Source organism: Mesorhizobium sp. M0174 (assembly GCF_040322275.1).
Classification (GTDB): domain Bacteria; phylum Pseudomonadota; class Alphaproteobacteria; order Rhizobiales; family Rhizobiaceae; genus Mesorhizobium.
On the sequence record NZ_JAMYTB010000009.1, the window covers coordinates 86269 to 104326 of the forward strand.

15 protein-coding genes are annotated in these 18058 nt (G+C 63.0%); 9 read left to right on the forward strand and 6 right to left on the reverse strand.

What is annotated here, in order from left to right; genetic code table 11:
* Positions 1 to 74: 74 nt before the first annotated feature.
* From NKJ13_RS19680 to NKJ13_RS19695, 4 genes are read left to right on the forward strand one after another with little or no spacing between them, the layout of a single operon-like run.
* Complete coding sequence (locus tag NKJ13_RS19680; RefSeq protein WP_352650414.1) at positions 75 to 1082, forward strand: ABC transporter permease; 1008 nt, start codon at positions 75 to 77, stop codon at positions 1080 to 1082.
* Between the two features lies 1 nt (position 1083).
* Entirely contained in the window at positions 1084 to 2217 is a 1134-nt protein-coding gene (locus NKJ13_RS19685; protein ID WP_292653801.1) for an ABC transporter permease, read from the forward strand.
* 10 nt (positions 2218 to 2227) lie between these two features.
* Positions 2228 to 3895: an ABC transporter ATP-binding protein gene (locus NKJ13_RS19690; RefSeq protein WP_352475744.1), complete on the forward strand. Its 1668-nt coding sequence runs from the start codon at positions 2228 to 2230 to the stop codon at positions 3893 to 3895.
* A gap of 21 nt (positions 3896 to 3916) precedes the next feature.
* Entirely contained in the window at positions 3917 to 5287 is a 1371-nt protein-coding gene (locus tag NKJ13_RS19695; protein ID WP_352737336.1) for an alpha-glucosidase/alpha-galactosidase, read from the forward strand.
* A 96-nt stretch (positions 5288 to 5383) separates the two neighbouring features.
* Here the strand turns inward: NKJ13_RS19695 and ftsZ are convergent, their stop codons facing one another.
* Entirely contained in the window at positions 5384 to 6391 is a 1008-nt protein-coding gene (gene ftsZ, locus NKJ13_RS19700) for a cell division protein FtsZ (RefSeq protein ID WP_023677189.1), read from the reverse strand.
* 220 nt (positions 6392 to 6611) lie between these two features.
* Positions 6612 to 7730, reverse strand: coding sequence for an NAD(P)/FAD-dependent oxidoreductase (locus tag NKJ13_RS19705; protein WP_352737337.1), 1119 nt, complete (start codon positions 7728 to 7730; stop codon positions 6612 to 6614).
* A gap of 165 nt (positions 7731 to 7895) precedes the next feature.
* Between NKJ13_RS19705 and NKJ13_RS19710 the strand changes: the two genes are divergently transcribed.
* Positions 7896 to 9272 (forward strand): aspartate aminotransferase family protein, encoded by a 1377-nt coding sequence (locus tag NKJ13_RS19710; RefSeq protein WP_352737338.1) that lies wholly within the window; start codon positions 7896 to 7898, stop codon positions 9270 to 9272.
* A 5-nt stretch (positions 9273 to 9277) separates the two neighbouring features.
* Here the strand turns inward: NKJ13_RS19710 and NKJ13_RS19715 are convergent, their stop codons facing one another.
* The 4 genes from NKJ13_RS19715 to NKJ13_RS19730 form a co-directional block, all read right to left on the reverse strand.
* Positions 9278 to 10378, reverse strand: a complete 1101-nt coding sequence (locus NKJ13_RS19715) for an alcohol dehydrogenase family protein (RefSeq protein ID WP_352737339.1) — start codon at positions 10376 to 10378, stop codon at positions 9278 to 9280.
* Positions 10379 to 10387: 9 nt separating this feature from the next.
* On the reverse strand, positions 10388 to 11767 hold the full coding sequence (locus NKJ13_RS19720) for an aspartate aminotransferase family protein (protein WP_352737340.1): 1380 nt from the start codon (positions 11765 to 11767) through the stop codon (positions 10388 to 10390).
* Positions 11768 to 11800: 33 nt separating this feature from the next.
* The gene (locus NKJ13_RS19725; RefSeq protein WP_352737392.1) at positions 11801 to 13294 is read right to left on the reverse strand and encodes an NAD-dependent succinate-semialdehyde dehydrogenase; all 1494 of its coding nucleotides are present in this window, start codon (positions 13292 to 13294) and stop codon (positions 11801 to 11803) included.
* Positions 13295 to 13421: 127 nt separating this feature from the next.
* Positions 13422 to 13913, reverse strand: coding sequence for an Lrp/AsnC family transcriptional regulator (locus NKJ13_RS19730; RefSeq protein ID WP_352737341.1), 492 nt, complete (start codon positions 13911 to 13913; stop codon positions 13422 to 13424).
* An 82-nt stretch (positions 13914 to 13995) separates the two neighbouring features.
* On the opposite strand from NKJ13_RS19730, the gene ehuR reads away from it, so the two are divergent.
* From ehuR to ehuC, 4 genes are all read left to right on the forward strand, one after another.
* Positions 13996 to 15381 (forward strand): MocR-like ectoine utilization transcription factor EhuR, encoded by a 1386-nt coding sequence (gene ehuR, locus NKJ13_RS19735; protein WP_352737342.1) that lies wholly within the window; start codon positions 13996 to 13998, stop codon positions 15379 to 15381.
* A 122-nt stretch (positions 15382 to 15503) separates the two neighbouring features.
* Entirely contained in the window at positions 15504 to 16289 is a 786-nt protein-coding gene (ehuA, locus tag NKJ13_RS19740) for an ectoine/hydroxyectoine ABC transporter ATP-binding protein EhuA (protein WP_352524912.1), read from the forward strand.
* A gap of 65 nt (positions 16290 to 16354) precedes the next feature.
* Positions 16355 to 17206, forward strand: coding sequence for an ectoine/hydroxyectoine ABC transporter substrate-binding protein EhuB (gene ehuB / locus NKJ13_RS19745; RefSeq protein ID WP_254819482.1), 852 nt, complete (start codon positions 16355 to 16357; stop codon positions 17204 to 17206).
* A 186-nt stretch (positions 17207 to 17392) separates the two neighbouring features.
* Positions 17393 to 18052 carry an ectoine/hydroxyectoine ABC transporter permease subunit EhuC gene (gene ehuC / locus NKJ13_RS19750; protein WP_352507092.1) on the forward strand — a complete coding sequence of 220 codons (660 nt, stop codon included), beginning with the start codon at positions 17393 to 17395 and terminating at the stop codon, positions 18050 to 18052.
* Positions 18053 to 18058 lie beyond the last annotated feature (6 nt).

Sequence of the window (18058 nt, forward strand, 5' to 3'; positions counted from 1 at the left end):
GCGCTGCTGGCGCGGCCGGGACAAAGCCAGCGGTGAGGGATAACTGAGAATCTGAGCGAGGAGCAAAACGGTCGATGCTGCGATTTCTGCTTATGCGCATAGCATCCGCAATACCGGTTCTCGCCATTTTGAGCGTGGTTACCTTCGCGATCATCCAGGCACCGCCGGGTAACTATGCCGACTATATCCGCTTGCAGCTCATCAACCAGGGTGGAGCCTCCTTTGCCGAGGCCGATGCTCAGGCGAAGGCTTACAGCGTGGAGCACGGCCTCGATAAGCCGGTTCCGCTCCAATACCTGAACTGGATCGGCGGCATCATCACCCGCGGCGATTTCGGCCACAGCCTGTATTACAACAAGCCCGTCGCCGACGTGGTGGGCGAGCGGCTGCCGCGCACGCTGCTGCTTGCGCTTGTCTGCCACCTGTTGGCATCGGTGCTGGGCATCGGCTTCGGCATCTGGGCGGCGACCAGACAGTACAGCTGGATCGACAGTACGCTGTCAGCGATTTCCTTCCTCGGAATGACGGTACCGCGCTTCCTGATGGCGCTGATCATCGTCTATCTGCTGGTCTTCCAGTTTAACGTCTCCGAGATCGGCAGCTTCTTTTCGCCGCAATTTGGCGGGGCGCCGTGGTCCTGGGCGAAGTTCGTCGATCTCGTCCGGCATGTCTGGCCGGTTGTCGCCATCGCGACCTTCGGCGGGCTCGCCTACAACATGCGGGTGATGCGCGGCAATCTGCTCGACACGCTTAACGCGCAGTATGTCGAGACCGCTCGCGCCAAGGGCCTCAGCGGCGGTGCGGTCGTCATGCGCCATGCGGTGCCCAATGCGCTGCATCCGCTGGTTATGTATCAGGGCGTGGTGCTGCCCTATATGCTGACCGGCGAGATCGAGACGGCGATCATCTTTGCCCTGCCGACCGTTGGCCCGGCGATCGTCGGCTCGATGGCGGTTGGCGACGTCTATGTCACGGCGACCTTCATGATGGTGCTGTCGGCAACGCTGATCGTTGGCAACATCATCGCCGACATGCTGCTCGTTATGCTCGACCCGCGTGTGCGCCAATATGCAGGGTCCTGAGATGCTTGCCTTCGAGCCCTCGCTGCCGCCGCTTGCCGAGGAATCGGCCAAGATCAAGCCGCGCGGCAATGAGAGCTACATCGCGCTCGTCTGGCGCCGCCTGAAACGGTCCTGGACCGGCATGGCCGGGCTCATCCTGGTCGCGTTTCTGGTGCTGCTGGCGGTGTTCGCCGACTTCTTCGCACCGATGGATCCCAAGGTGACCGATGTCGGCTTTGCCCCGCCGCAGATGATGAGCTTCCATGACAAAGATGGCAACTTCGTCTTCCAGCCACGCGTCTATGCTCTGGCGGATTCGGAAGACCTCGACCCGGTTACCTTCCAACCCGTCGTCGGGCCGGACTACGACCATCCGCGGCTGCTCGGCTTCTTCGTCAAGGGAGCGGAGTACAGACTGCTCGGCCTGCTTCCCGCAAACCGGCACTTTTTCGGCTCGACCGACGGCCAGCCGGTGCATTTCCTTGGCACCGACAAATTCGGCCGCGATGTGCTGGCTCGTGCGATCTATGGTTCGCGCATCTCGTTGATGATCGCATTGACGGTGGTCTTCATCGTCACCGTGATCGGTACGACAGTCGGCATGGTGTCGGGCTATTTCGGCGGCACATTCGATGTCTGGGTCCAGCGCTTCGTCGAACTGGTGCTCGCATTTCCGCAATTGCCGCTTTATCTGGCGCTGACGTCGCTTGTTCCGGTGACGGCGCCGACGAATGTCTTCCTGGCCTTCGTCATCGTCGTCATGTCGGCGCTCGGCTGGGCGCAGATGTCGCGCGAGGTGCGCGGCAAGACCTTGGCGCTGGCGCGGATCGACTACGTCCGTGCGGCGATGGCGGTCGGCGCCACAGATGGCCGCATCATCATGCAGCACATTTTTCCAAACGTGATGAGCCACGTCATCGTTGCCGTCACATTGGCGATCCCCAGCGTCGTCCTGCTCGAATCCTTCCTCGGTTTTCTCGGCTTCGCGGTGAAGCCGCCGCTGATCTCCTGGGGCCTGATGCTGCAGGACACCGCGACCTATTCGGTCATCGGCACCTATCCCTGGATCCTCTCGCCGGTCGGCTTCGTGCTTGTCACCGTCTTCGCGTTCAACGCGCTTGGCGATGGATTGCGCGATGCGGTCGATCCGTATTGAGCGTGACATGATGCAACACGCGCTCGTCAAATCCTTCGCACCGCCTGTCCGGCTCGACCATGACGGCCGTTCGGAAAAACCGGTCATCGATGCCCGCAACATCGCCGTCGATTTCAAGGTCGAGCACGGCATGATCGAAGCCGTCAAGGACATCTCCTTCCAGCTCTATCGCGGCGAGACGATCGCCATTGTCGGCGAGTCGGGATCGGGCAAGTCGGTGACGGCGCGCACCGTCATGGGACTGTTGTCGAAACGCGCGGTCGTGTCGCCGAAATCGACTGTCGAATACAACGGGGCGAACATCCTGAAATATTCCGAGCGTGCGCGGCGCAAACTGCGCGGCGACCGCATCTCGATGATCTTTCAGGAGCCGATGAGTTCGCTCAACCCGATCTACACGATCGGCAGCCAGATCGTCGAGGCGATACGGGTGCATCGCAAGATGAGCCGCAGGCAGGCCGAAGCAAGAGCGCTCGAGCTGCTGCAGCAGGTACAGATTCCTGAGCCCCAGGCGCGGCTGAAACAATACCCGCACCAGCTTTCCGGCGGCCAACGCCAGCGTGTGATGATCGCCATGGCGCTGGCCAACGATCCCGATGTGCTGATCGCCGATGAGCCGACGACGGCGCTCGACGTCACGGTTCAGGCGCAGATCCTCAATCTCATCCGAAACCTGCAGAAGAAACTGCGCATGGCGGTGATCCTGATCACGCACGACCTGACCGTGGTGCGGCAGTTCTCCGACTATGTCTACGTCATGCAGCATGGGGAGATGCGCGAGCACAATGTGACGGAGAGGCTGTTTGCCGATCCGCAGCATCCCTACACCTGTCACCTGCTTGCCTCCGAGCCGCGCGGCCAGGCAAATCCGTTGCCCGAAGGCGCCGACGTCATTCTTGAAGCCAAGGATGTGCGCGTCTCCTTCATGCTGCGGCATGGCACGTTCATGAGGCCGGACCTGCGCGAACTCGTCGCCGTCGACAGTCTCAGCCTGACCCTTCGGCGGCACGAGACGCTGGGTCTCGTCGGCGAATCCGGATCCGGCAAGACCACCTTCGGCGAGGCGTTGCTCAGGCTCAACACCACGGACAGCGGCGAGATCTATTTCGATGGCCAGCCGATCCATGGCTGTTCACGTTCGCAGATGCGGCCGTTGCGGTCGCGCATGCAGGTCGTCTTCCAGGATCCGTTTTCGTCGCTCAACCCACGCATGACGATCGGCCAGATCATCGAGGAAGGGCTGGTCGTCAACCGAATCGGCGCCACCAGGAACGATCGGATAGAGCGGGTGCGCGAGGCGCTGATCAGCGCCGGCATGCCCGGCGATATCCTGTCGCGCTTCCCGCACGAGTTTTCCGGCGGCCAGCGCCAGCGTATTGCGATTGCCCGCGCCGTCGCGCTCGAACCGGAATTCATCGTACTCGACGAGCCGACATCGGCACTGGATCTCTCCGTCCAGGCGCAGATCATCGAATTGCTGCGCAAGCTGCAGCGCGAACGGGGCCTGAGCTACATCTTCATCTCGCACGACCTCAAGGTCGTTCGGGCGCTGTGCCACCGCGTCATCGTCATGCAGCACGGCAAGATCGTCGAAGAGGGGCCGGTCGACGAAGTCCTGTCCCATCCCAAAACCGCTTACACCGAACGGCTGGTCAAGGCCGCTTTCGAGGTAGCCTGATTGCTTAAGCCGGAGGTCGTTGTGGCAAGAAATCCCAAGGTCGCTTTCATCGGAGCTGGCTCGACGGTGTTCATGAGGAACATCGTCGGCGACATATTGCAGCGTCCGGCCTTATCCGGCGCGACGATCGCACTGATGGACATCAATCCGCAACGGCTCGAGGAAAGCGCAATCGTGGTCGGCAAGCTGATCTCGACGCTCGGCGTGAAGGCCAAAGCCGAAACCTATTCGGACCAGCGCAAGGCGCTGGCGGGCGCCGATTTCGTCGTCGTCGCCTTCCAGATCGGCGGCTACGAGCCCTGCACCGTCACCGACTTCGAAGTTCCGAAGAAATACGGTCTGCGCCAGACCATCGCCGATACGCTCGGTGTCGGCGGCATCATGCGCGGCTTGAGAACCGTGCCGCATCTCTGGAAGATCTGCGAGGACATGCTCGCAATCTGCCCGCAGGCGATCATGCTGCAGTATGTCAACCCGATGGCGATCAACACCTGGGCGATCGCGGAGAAATATCCCGACATCAAGCAGGTCGGCCTCTGCCATTCGGTACAAGGCACAGCGATGGAACTGGCGCACGATCTCGACATTCCCTACGAGGAGATTCGCTACCGCTCGGCCGGCATCAATCACATGGCCTTCTACCTGAAGTTCGAGCATCGCCAGCCGGATGGCTCCTATCGCAACCTCTACCCGGATCTGCTGCGCGCCTACAGCGAAGGGCGGGCACCGAAGCCCGGATGGAATCCGCGCTGCCCGAACAAGGTGCGCTACGAGATGCTGAAACGCCTCGGCTACTTCGTCACCGAGAGCTCCGAACATTTCGCGGAATACACGCCCTATTTCATCAAGGACGGGCGCGACGATCTGATCGAGAAATTCGGTATCCCGCTCGACGAATACCCGAAGCGCTGCATCGAGCAGATCGAACGCTGGAAGGGGCAAGCGGAAGCCTATCGCTCGGCTGACAAGATCGAAGTGGAGCAGTCGAAGGAATATGCGTCCTCGATCATGAACTCGGTCTGGACCGGCGAGCCGTCGGTGATCTACGGCAACGTCCGCAACAATGGCTGCATCACGTCGTTGCCATATAATTGCGCGGCCGAGGTGCCATGCCTCGTTGACGCCTCGGGCATTCAACCCACCTTCATCGGCGAGCTGCCGGTGCAGCTCACCGCGCTGATCCGTACCAATATCAACGTCCAGGAGCTGACGGTCCAGGCGCTGATGACCGAAAACCGCGAGCACATCTATCACGCGGCGATGATGGACCCGCATACGGCGGCTGAGCTCGACCTCGACCAGATATGGTCGCTGGTCGACGATTTGCTGGTTGCGCATGGCGATTGGCTGCCGGCCTGGGCGCGTGGAGCGCGCAGCGTTCGGGCGGCCTGAGTAGCGGATACAGCTCGCGAGCAACCGTCGGCTGATGGGAAGTCATCGACGGCGCGCGGCCCTGGTGACGCGAGGCTGGTAGTCAGCGATACGCGTTCAGTTCATGCGAACTTCCGGTTCGGCAAGCAGTGGAATCTCCAGGCCACGCCGCAAGCCGGTCGCCACGACCGATACCCTGAATTTTCCGGCGAGTGCCTTGTCGAAGATGGCGCCGACGATGATGTCGGCATCGTTGTCGACCTCCTCGCGGATGCGGGTTGCGGCTTCGTCGACTTCGAACAGCGTCATGTCCATGCCGCCCGATATCGAGACAAGGACGCCTTTGGCGCCCATCATCGAAGCTTCGTCGAGCAGCGGGTTGGCGATTGCCGCTTCCGCCGCCTTCTTGGCGCGGCCTTCTCCGGCGGCCTCGCCGGTCCCCATCATGGCGCGGCCCATGTCGCGCATCACCGACTTTACATCGGCGAAGTCGAGATTGATCAGGCCTTCCTTGACGATCAGATCGGTGATGCAGCCGACACCCGCGTAAAGAACCCGGTCGGCCATGGCGAAGGCATCGGCGAACGTGGTTCTGGCGTCGGCGATCCTGAACAGGTTCTGGTTGGGGATGACGATGACGGTATCGGCGCTTTCGCGCAGGCGCTCGATGCCCTCGTCGGCAGCGTACATGCGGCGCCTGCCTTCGAAGACAAATGGCTTGGTAACGACGGCGACGGTCAGTATTCCGGCTGCCCGTGCTGCCTGCGCTATAACAGGCGCGGCACCGGTGCCGGTCCCGCCTCCCATGCCGGCGGTCACGAAGCACATATGCGTTCCAGCAAGGTGATCCATGATCTCGTCGATGGATTCCACGGCCGCGGCACGGCCGACCTCGGGCAGGGAACCGGCGCCGAGACCTTCGGTGATATGAGCGCCCAACTGGATCAGCCTCGTTGCCTTCGACATCGCAAGGGCCTGGGCATCGGTGTTGGCGACGATGAATTCCGCGCCCTGCAGGCCTTCGGCGATCATGTTGTTGACGGCGTTGCCGCCGCCGCCGCCGACCCCGACGACGGTGATCTTGGGCCTCATCTCCGAGATTACCGGCCTCGTCGCGGTGTTCATTGCCGTTCTCCCTGGATACGCCGAGTGGTCGCTGGAAGCTTGTCCCGGGCGCACTGCGAAAACTTTGAACCGGCCAGTGCGAATCAGGACAGCCCAGAGTGCAGGGAATCAGAGCGCGGAGCGGGCTGCAAGTGCGCGATGTGCCTCATAGGCGACTTGCGCCTGAAAGTTCACGCAATGCGCCTTGATACAGTGCAGATCGTTGCGCGGGCGCCGCACGCTACAAGTTCGGCGCGAGGCACTGCGCGACATGGTCGGCAATCGCCAGGCAGGAGGTCAGGCCGGGGCTTTCGATGCCGAACAGGTTGACCAGGCAATCCACGCCGTGCACCGCCACGTCCTGGATGACGAAGTCGGCATTGGCCTCACCGGGACCGGACAGTTTTGGCCGGATGCCGCTGTAAGCGGGCTGCAGGCTGTCATCGGCCAGCTCCGGCCAGTATTTGCGGATCTCGCTGTAGAAGCGCTCGCCACGAGTTGGGTCGACGCGATAGTCGAGTTGATCGGTCCATTCGACGTCCGGCCCGAAGCGGATGACGCCGTCGAGATCGAGCGTCAGATGAACACCGAGCCCGCCGGGTTCGGGCACCGGATAGACCAATCGCGAGAACGGCGCCCGGCCGGTCACCGAAAAATAATTGCCCTTGGCATAATGGAGCTTAGGCACGAATTGCTGATTGAGCCCTTCAAGCGAACCTGCAAGTGCTGCCGCGCCAAGCCCGGCGGCATTGACGAAACGCGGAGTGGCGATTTCGAAGCGCTCGCCGCCGGCAGCGTCCACCGTCTCGAGCACGACGCGGCCCGCTTCGATGCGGCCGGAGGCGATGTGCGTGTTGAGACTAAGTGCCGCCCCGTGCGCTTCGGCATCAGCCAGCAAGGCGAGCATCAGGGCATGGCTGTCGATGATCCCGGTGGCCGGCGACAGCAACGCTGCCGTACACCTAAGGCTGGGCTCCAGCGCATGCGCCTCGGCTTCGCGCAACGGCACCAGGTCGCCGGCGCCGCAAGCGCGTGCATTGGCCCGGATTGAGGCGAGCACCGGCTCCTGTTCGGCATTTGTGGCAACGATGAGCTTGCCGCAGCGCGCGTGCGGGATCGCCCGCTCCTCGCAATAGCGATAGAGTCTTTCCCGGCCGGCCACGCAGAACCGGGCCTTCAGCGATCCAACCGGATAGTGGAGGCCGGCATGGATGACCTCGGAATTGCGCGAGCTTGTCCCGGTGCCGATGGCGTTCTCGGCTTCCAGGACCAGCGTATCGATGCCGCGCTGCGCCATCTCTCGCGCGATCGCCAGGCCTACAACACCGGCGCCGGCGACAATGCAGTCGACATGGTCCACGGTTAGGTCAAGCCGAAGTTCTGCATGCGTCCACCCATCCGCTGGCCCTGTCGAAAGCGCTTGACACTATACCGTTCGAGAAAGATGCATCAAAGGCATAACGCACGGGGACCTTCTGAGCCGGACCGGCGGCAGGACTGTTTCGCGTGCAGCACAGGAGCCGTCATGGACGCACGACCGAATTCACCCGAAGCCCGCGACATAAGCTTTCACATGCATGGCTATACGAATGCGCGCAAGCATCAGGAGTCGGGGCCGCTCGTCATCGAGAAGGGCGACGGCATCTATGTCGAGGACCTTGGCGGCAACCGCTATATCGAGGCGATGGCGGGGCTCTGGAGCGTCGCGGTCGGTTTTTCGGAGAAGCGGCTGGTCGATGCGGCAGTACGGCAAATGTCGAAGCTGCCTTACTATCACGATTTCGGCTCCAAATCGCATTCGCCGCTGATCGATCTCGCCGAGAGACTGGTGCAGATGGCGCCGGTGCCGATGAGCAAGGCGTATTTCACCAATTCCGGTTCCGAGGCCAACGATACGGCCATGAAGATGATCTGGTACCGGTCGAATGCGCTCGGCCAGCCGGCGCGCAAGAAGATCATCAGCCGCAAGAAGGGCTATCACGGCGTCACCATCGCCTCGGCAAGCCTGACCGGACTGCCCAACAACCACACTTCCTTTGACCTGCCGATTGCCAATGTGCTGCACACCTCGACGCCGCACCATTGGCGCGAGGCGCTGTCGGGTGAAAGCGAAGAGCTGTTTTCGACGCGGCTCGCCGACGAGCTGGAAACGCTGATCCTGGCCGAAGGACCGGAAACCATCGCCGCCTTTTTCGGCGAACCGATCATGGGCGCCGGCGGCGTCATCGTTCCGCCGGCCGGCTACTGGGAGAAGATACAGGCGGTGCTGTCGAGATACGACATCCTGCTCGTCGCCGACGAGGTGATCTGCGGCTTTGGCCGAACAGGTGAGATGTTCGGCTCGCAGACCTTCGGCATCAGGCCTGACATCATGGTGCTGTCGAAGCAGATCTCTTCGTCCTATCTGCCGATCTCGGCCCTGCTGATCAACGAAAAGGTATTCGGGCCGATCGCTGATGAAAGCAATCGTATCGGCACCTTCGGCCACGGTTTCACCGGCGGCGGCCATCCCGTTGCGGCCGCAGTCGCCCTCGAGAACCTGAAGCTGATCGAGGAGCGCGACCTTGTCGGCAATGCGCGCACAGTCGGTGCGCATATGCAGAAGCGGCTGCGCACACTCGCTTCGCACCCGCTTGTCGGCGAGGTGCGTGGCGTCGGCCTGATCGCGGCGGTCGAACTGGTCGGCGACAAGCCGAACAAGGCGCCGTGGGACACGGTCGGGGCGCTGGGCGGGCTCGTCAACGGGTTCATGCAGCAGAACGGCGTCATCTCGCGCAATATGGGCGATGCGCTGGCTTTCTGCCCGCCGCTGATCACCACCGAGCCTCAGGTCGACCAGGTGATCGACGCGTTTGAACGGTCGCTCGAGGCTGCCGCCAAACAGGTTGAATCACAGAGCTGATCGCACTATTTAGCGACGCCGCCCGCGTCCGGCACGACGACCAGCTTGCCGACGAAGTCCTTGGCGATGAAATCGGCCTGGGCGCGATGAAAATCGGACAGCTTGTAGACGCCGCCGACCAGCGGCCGGATCTTCTTCTCCTCGATGTAGCGCACGATGCGGCGGAAATCCGCGCGTGTGCCCTGGCTCGAGCCATGCAGCTGGAGCTGTTTCAGGTACATGGTGCGCAGATCCAGCTGCACGACCGGGCCGGCAATTGCACCAGCCGTGGTATAGCGGCCTTCCGGCCTGAGGATGCGCAGCAGGTCGTTGAAGATCGCGCCGCCGACGAGGTCGGCCACCACGTCGATCGGCCGGCCGCCGGTCGCCTCGTTGACGGCGGCCGGCAGATCGGCAACGCCACGGGTGATCACCGCCTCGGCCCCGATGTCACGCACGGCCTGTTCCTTGCCCTTGCCGGCAACGGCATAGGGAATGGCGCCGCGTGCCCGCGCCAGCTGCACGATGCCGGAGCCGACGCCGCCCGAGGCGCCGGTGACCAGCACACGCTCGCCGGCTTTCAATGCGGCGCGTTCCAACATCTGCTCGCCGGTGAGATAGGCGCAGCAGAAAGTGGCAAGTTCGACGTCGCTCAGATCGGTGCTGACGACATGGGCGTTCTCGGCCGGCACTGTCTGGTATTCGGCATAGCCGCCGTCGCGGCCGTGGCCCATATAGTCGATGTCGGCGAGTGAATCGTCGTCGCGATTGTAGATGGAGAAATCGACCATCACCCGCTCGCCGATGCGGGCCGGCGACACGCCGTCGCCGACGGCAACGATGTTGCCGACCGTGTCGGTGCCCTGGATGCGCGGGAAGGTCAGTGTGTTGCCTTGCCGCCGCCATGTCGAGACGGCGGCTGCATCCTCCTCAGTGCCATAGGCGCCCTGGCGCACCCAGACATCGGTGTTGTTCATGCCGCAAGCGGTGACCTTGACCAGCACCTCGCCCGGAGCGGGCGAGGGCACTTTGACGTCGGTGCGGTAGACGAGCTTTTCCGGCCCGCCGTGCCCGATCAGCTGCACGGCGGCCATGGTGGTGGGGAGGGTTTTGGTCATGGCATTCATGTCGGTTCTTCAGATGCTGGCAAACACGCTCTTCACCGCGTCGGCCGTCTTGGAGACGACGATGTCGGCCTCTTGCCGTGTCAGGCAGAGCGGCGGCGCGAAACCGAGAATGTCGCCCTGCGGCATGGCGCGGCCGATGACGCCGCTTGCCGCAAGGGTGGTCGCGACCTGCGGTCCGATCTTTTGCGAGGCGTCGAAGAACACGCGGTCGTCCCGGTCGGCGACGAACTCGATTGCCGCCAGCATGCCGTCGCCGCGCACCTCGCCAACGTTTTTGTGGCCGCCGACGGCTTTCGTCAGCTCGGCGCGGAAATAGGCGCCGGTCTCGCCGGCGTTCCGCACCAGGTCCATCTCGTCGATCAGTTCCAGGTTGGCGACGCCGGCGGCCACGCAGATCGGATGCGCCGAATAGGTCCAGCCATGGCCGAGCGAGCCGAGCTTGTCGGAGCCTTGGACGAGCACCTGCCACACCTTGTCGGAGACGATGACGCCGGAGAGCGGCGCATAGGCCGAGGTCAGGCCCTTGGCGATGGTGATCAGGTCGGGCTTGATGCCGTAGTGGTCGGAGCCGAACATGGTACCCAATCGGCCGAAGCCGGTGACTACTTCATCGGCGATCAAAAGCACGTCGTATTTCTTCAGCACCGCCTGGATCTTCTCCCAGTAGCCGGCTGGCGGCGGCACGATGCCGCCGGTGCCGAGGATCGGCTCGCCGATGAAGGCGGCGACCGTTTCCAGCCCTTCGGCGAGGATCATCTCCTCGAGCTTGTCGGCGCAGTATTGCGAAAACTGCTCTTCACTTAGCGAACGGTCGGCGCGGCGGAAATAGTAGGGCGCCTCGGTGTGCAGGACCGGCGCACGCGGCAGGTCGAAGGCGTTGTGGAACAGGTCGAGGCCGGTCAGCGATCCGGTCATGATGCCGGAGCCGTGATAACCGCGCCAGCGCGAGATGATCTTCTTCTTCTCGGACCGGCCGAGCACGTTGTTGTAGTACCAGATCAGCTTGATGTTGGTTTCATTGGCGTCTGAACCGGAGAGCCCGAAATAGACCCTCGACATGCCTTGCGGCGCGCGGTCGATGATCATCTTGGACAGCGTGATCGACGCCTCGGTGCCGTGCCCGACATAGGCATGGTAATAAGCGAGATTCTTGGCCTGCGCGGCGATGGCGTCGGCGATCTTCTGGCGGCCATAACCGACATTGACGCAGTAGAGCCCGGCGAAGGCATCGATGCTTTTGCGCCCGTTGTTGTCCCAGATGGTGACGCCTTCGCCGCCGGCGATCACACGGGTCGGGCTCTCGCCACGCGCGTGGGTTCCCATATGGGTCGAGGGATGGAAGAAGTGATCGCGGTCCCAGGCGGCGAGTTCGTTTGACTGGTCGAGCATTTTTAACTCCTCAGGGAAAGTGTCGGGCGCGGCTCACGCCACGTCGAGACAGAGATATTTGAGATCGGTAAAGGCTTCGAGCCCGTGACGCGAGCCCTCGCGGCCGATGCCGGACTGCTTGACGCCGCCGAAAGGGATCGGCGCGCCCGTGATCTTGACGCGGTTGATGGCGACCATGCCATAGTCGAGCGCGCGGCCAATGCGCAATTGCCTACCGCCGTTTTCGGTGACGACATAGGCGACGAGGCCGTATTCGGTGGCATTGGCGCGGGCGACGACTTCCTCTTCGCTGTCGAAGGGCGTCACGGCGGCGACCGGACCGAAGGTCTCCTCGAACATGATCAGGGTGTCGTCGTCAACATCGGCCAGCAGGGTCGGCTGGTAGAACAGCGGACCGGCCGGATGGCGCTTGCCGCCGGTCAGGCAGCGCGCGCCTTTGGCGAGCGCATCGGCCACCTGCTCCTCGACCTTCTTGACGGCGCGTTCGTGCATCAAGGGTCCGATTTCGGTGTCGTCAGCCAGGCCATTGCCGGTCCGCAATGCCTCGACGCGTTTGGCGAAAGCAGCGCAGAACCGATCGTAGAGCGGGCGCTGGACATAGATGCGGTTGGCGGCGAGGCAGTCCTGGCCGGAGGTCGCGAATTTCGCGTCGACCGCAATGACGACAGCCTTGTCGAGATCGGCGTCGGCGAAGACGATCAGCGGCGCATGACCGCCGAGTTCCATCACCAGCCGCTTCATCGTCGGCGCACTCTGTGCGGCGATCAGCCTGCCGATCTCGGTCGAGCCGGTGAAGCTCATGGCGCGAACCCGCGGGTCTTCGCACATCCGCCCAACGATAGTCGAAGCCCTGCCGGTGAGGACGTTGAAAACGCCGGCCGGCAGGCCGGCGCGTTCGCCAAGCTCGGCCAGCGCCAGTGCCGACAGCGGCGTTTCCGAGGAAGGATGCGCGACGATCGTGCAACCGGCGGCAAGGGCGGCAGCCGCCTTGCGGGTCAGCATGGCCGCTGGAAAATTCCACGGCGTGACGACGCCGACGACGCCAAGCGGCTCGCGCCGCACCATCATCTCGGTATCAGGCAGATGGCTGGTGACGCTTTCGGCGTTGAGACGTTTGGCCTCCTCGGCATACCATTCGACAAAAGAGGCGGCATAGTCGATCTCGCCGAGCGATTCCTTCAGCGGCTTGCCTTGTTCGAGCGTCATCAGCAGAGCCAGGTCATTCTTGGCGGCGACGATCAGATCGAACCATTTTCGCAAGATTTTCGACCTTTCCTGCGGCAGCGATGCGCGCCAAGCAGGAAAGGCGCGCGATGCCGCATCGATCGCCAATGTCGTCTGCCGGGCATCGAGCGCGGCAACAAAAGCGACGGTGGATCCGGTGGCCGGATCGGTTACCTCGAAACTCTCCGCGGTCTCGCTCGCCGTCCAGTGGCCAGCGACATAGGCGAGTTCGCGCAGCAGCCGTCGGTCGGCGAGGCGATCAAGTGCTTCATGGCGGTGCGAGCGGGCAAAATGTGCGGACATCATCGGGCTCCCGGTTCGGGTGATGCCGCAAGACTATCTCTGCCGCGCAAACAGAGAGGCTGTTTGCGTGCCTGCACGTAGAGAGATTGTCTCTATTGCCCTGCCCAGCCAGACGATCTCTCCGGCATCAGGAAGATGCCGGCAACAGATCCACCACTGGCAGCACGCTCTCCTCCTTTACCGTCTTGGTGACGATGTAGGTGAAATAGCGGTCGATGCCGATCTCGCGTTCGAGCAGAGTGTCGACCAGCCGCTGATAGGCGTCGATGTCGCGCGCCATCACCTTCAGCAGGTAATCGACGCCGCCGCCGACAGACCAGCAGGCGACGATCTCGGGGATGTCGCGGATGACGCGCTCGAAGCGGTCGAAATCGGCCTGGCGGTGGCTTGCCAGCGTCACCTCCATCAGCACGGTAGCGACCGGCGAGATGGCGCGCATGGCGATCCTGGCATGGTAGCCCGAGACGATGCCGGCCTTTTCCAGCTTGCGCAGCCGCATCCAGCACGGCGTCGGCGACAGGCCGACCTTCTCGGCCAGCGCCAGCTTGGTGATGCGCCCGTCGCGCTGGATGGCGTCGAGGATCTTGAGATCGATCGGATCGAGTTTCGCTGCAGCCATGATCACCCACTTCCAGTGCCCGACACCATGACGGCGCATTATTTCGATTGTCAATTGCACTGATTTCGATCTCTAATAAGTCATGACATTTTGGCGACCAGATCCCGCTCTTATCCGGCGGCCGGCGTATCAATCGCTCGCCGACCAGTTCGCGCGGGCCATCCATGACGGGCGTCTGGCCAATGGCGCGCGCTTGCCGACGCACCGGCAACTGGCCGACGATCTGAAACTTTCCGTGCAGACGGTCAGCCGCGCCTACGAGGAATTGATCCGCCGCGGGCTGGTTTCCGGCGAGGTCGGCCGCGGCAGCTTCGTGCAGACGCAGCGCCGCGAGCCGGAGCCGCCCTATCTGCCGGAGCGGCTGGGCGAGGTCATCGACCTCTCCATCCTGAAGCCGGTCTGCGAACCGATGCATCTGGAGCGGCTGAGGCAGGCACTGGGCTGGCTCGCCGAAAACCTGCCGTCGAGCTCGGCGCTGTCGTTCAGGCCGAACATGGTGTTCCCGCGCCACCGCGCGGTGGGTGTCGAGTGGCTGCGGCTCTGCGGGCTCGACGCGTCGCCGCAGAACATCAGCCTGACCAACGGCGCCACCGCCGGTATGACGGTAGCGCTGATGAGCGTGGCGCCGCCCGGTTCGACCGTTGCCACCGAAGCGATCGGCCATCACACGCTGATCCCGCTGGCGCGCTATCTCGGCTTCAATCTCGAGGGTCTGCCGATCGACGACAATGGGCTGATCCCGGAAGCGCTCGACGCGGCCTGCCGGCTGTCCGACATCCGCGCCGTGTTCGTGCAGCCCTCGGTGATCAACCCGACGGCAACGCTGATGGATGCCGCCCGGCGCGAGCAGATCGCGGCGGTTGCGCGCAGGCACGACATCGCCATCATCGAGAACGATGTGCTCGGCCCGCTGGTCGAGGACCGGCCGCCGCCGGTCGCGGCGTTTGCCCCCGAGCGCACGCTCTATGTCACCTCCTTCACCAAGATCGTGGTGCCCGGCCTGCGCATCGGCTATCTCGCGGCACCCGATCGTTATGTCGGCGCGGTTGCCAACCGCCACCTGGTCTCGAACTGGATGGCGACTCCGATGGTGGCCGAGATCGCCAGCAAATGGGTGACCGACGGCACCGCGATGGAACTCGTTCGATGGCAGCGCCTGGCTTTGCGGCGGCGTCTGGACATCGCCGCCGAGGTGCTTGCCGGGGTGGATTATCGCGCTCATCGCGACGGGCTTCACGTCTGGCTGCGGCTGCCCGAGGATCGCGGCGAGGAAAGCTTTGTGTCCCAGGCGCGCCTGCAGGGCGTGGCGATTGCGCCCGGCACGTCGTTTCGCATTTCGCAGATGCCTTGGCATCCAGCCGTCCGGATTTCGCTGGGCTCGACCACGGAGGGGGAACTGCGTGCCGGTCTCGGCGTTGTCACAAAGCTTCTGCTCGGCGATCCCGAGCATCTCCTGCTTGCCATCTAGGCAACAAATGGCGGGGAATTGTGCGGAGTTCGAAATATTGTCATGATACTATTTTCTTGATTGACATGATTTGCTGCGATCCGCATCGTTAAAGGCATAGCTTCTCCAGCACGGGAAATTCATTGTCGGCGCCCATCATCAAGATCGACGGCATTTCGAAAAGCTTCGGCACCTTCAAGGTGCTGGACGGCCTCTCGATGCAAGTCATGCCCGGCGAGAAGCTGGCGCTGATCGGCCCATCGGGTTCGGGCAAGACGACGATCCTGCGTATCCTGATGACGCTTGAGCGCATCGACAGCGGCCACATCCAGGTCGATGGCGAACAGCTGTACCACATGGAGCGTAACGGCCGGCTGCTGACGGCCGATGAACGGCATTTGGCAAAGATGCGCCAGAAGATCGGCATGGTCTTCCAACTGTTCAATCTGTTTCCGCACAAATGCGTCATCGACAATGTGACGCTGGCACCGATGCTGACCAAAGGCATGCCGCGGGCCGCCGCCGAAAAGCGGGCGATGGAACTGCTCGACATGGTCGGCATGGTCGACAAGGCCAAAGCGATGCCGGCGCAGCTTTCCGGCGGACAGAAGCAGCGCGTCGCGATTGCGCGCGCGCTGGCGCTGTCGCCGAAGATCATGCTGTTCGACGAGGTCACCTCGGCGCTCGACCCGGAGCTCGTCGACGAGGTCCTCAACGTCATGCGCAAGCTCGCCGCCGAGACCGACATGACCATGCTGCTGGTCACCCACGAGATGGGTTTCGCCCATGACTTCGCCGACCGGGTGCTGTTCTTCGATCGCGGCAGAATAGTCGAGGAAGGCAAGCCCGACGAGATTTTCCGCCATCCCAAACAGGAGCGTACGCAAGGTTTCCTGAAGAAGATCATTGCGGCCGGACATCGGGTCTGACTGCCATGCGAGGCGGCGACGCCTCAAGCAAGCCAAGAAGACAGACAAACAAGGAGTTGGGAACAATGAAGAAATTTGCCATTTTGGCCGGCGTCGCCGGTATTGCGCTGGCGGCGGTGCTGGCCGCCTCGACGGCCGGCTCGGCCGATGACAGCAAGCTCGAAGAGCTCAAGGCGCAAGGCTTTGCCCGCGTCGCTATCGCCAACGAGCCGCCCTATACGGCGGTCGCTGCCGACGGCAAGGTTTCGGGTGCGGCGCCTGACGTTGCCCGTGAAATCTTCAAACGTCTTGGCGTCAACGATATCGTCGCCTCGATCTCGGAATATGGCGCCATGATCCCCGGCTTGCAGGCCGGCCGTTTCGACGTCGTCACCGCCGGCCTGTTCATGAAGCCGGAACGTTGCGCTGCGGTCGCCTATTCGGAACCGGTGCTGTGCGACGCCGAGGCGATGCTGGTGAAGAAGGGCAACCCGAAAGGCTTCAAGAGCTACGAGGACGTCGCCAAGGACACCAGCGCGACGATCGGCGCACCGGGTGGCGGCACCGAGGAAAAGCTGGCGCTAACCGCAGGTGTGCCGCGCGAGCGCGTCATCGTCGTGCCGGACGGCCAGAGCGGCCTGAAGATGCTGCAGGACGGCCGCATCGATGCTTATTCACTGCCCGTGCTGTCGATCAACGACCTGGTCAAGAAAGCCAATGATCCGAACCTCGAAGTCATCGCGCCGGTGGTCGGTGCGCCGGTCTATTGCGACGGCGCAGCCTTCAAGAAGGGCGACGAAGCGCTGCGCGACGCCTATGATGTCGAGCTGGCGAAACTGAAGAAGTCCGGCGAGTTCGCCAAGATCATCGAGCCTTACGGTTTCTCGGCGGCGGCGGCAATGTCGACGAGCCGCGACAAGCTCTGCTCGGCGAAATAGGCGGGTCTTCCTTCTCCCCGTTCACGGAGAGACGGAGGCCCGAAGGGCCGGATGAGGGGCAGCACAAAGTTCTGCCAAGCTGGCTCTGCCCCTCATCTGCCTGCCGGCATCTTTTTCCCGTGAACGGGGAGAAGGAGGCTGAAGCCAACGTCTCGCTGGACATTCAACGCGGAAACTCTCGACCCAATGACCCAATGGTCCGGCTATTTCGGCCTGATATTGCAAGGAGCACTCGTCACCATCGAGTTGACGCTGATGGGGTCGGTGCTGGCCTTGGTCATGGCCTTTCTTGCCGGGCTGGGGCGGCTGTCGCGGTTCTTCGTGCTGCGCGCGCTGGCCACCGCCTATATCGAGTTCTTCCGCGGCACCTCGATCTTCGTGCAGCTGTTCTGGGCCTATTTCGTGCTGCCTTTCGCCGGCATTTCGCTGACGCCGCTGCAGGCCGGCGTGCTGGCGCTGGGCCTCAATGTCGGCGCTTATGCGGCGGAAGTCGTGCGCGGCGCCATCAAGTCGATCGGCCGCGAACAATATGAGGCCTGCACCGCGCTCAATCTCGGCCGCTGGCAAGCCATGCGCCATATCATCCTGCCGCAAGCGCTTTTGGTGATGCTGCCGACCTTCGGCAACAACGCCATCGAGCTGCTCAAGGCCACCGCCGTCGTTTCGTTGATCTCGCTTGCAGACCTGACCTTCCAGGCGCAGGTGGTTCGCTCGCAAACCGGCAATACACTGGTGCCGTTCAGCACCATCCTCGTCATCTATTTCGTTCTGGCGCTGCTCATCTCCTGGGGCGTGCGGTCGCTGGAACGCCGTATGGCTCGTGGCCTGGACGGGGTCCGCCTATGATGGATC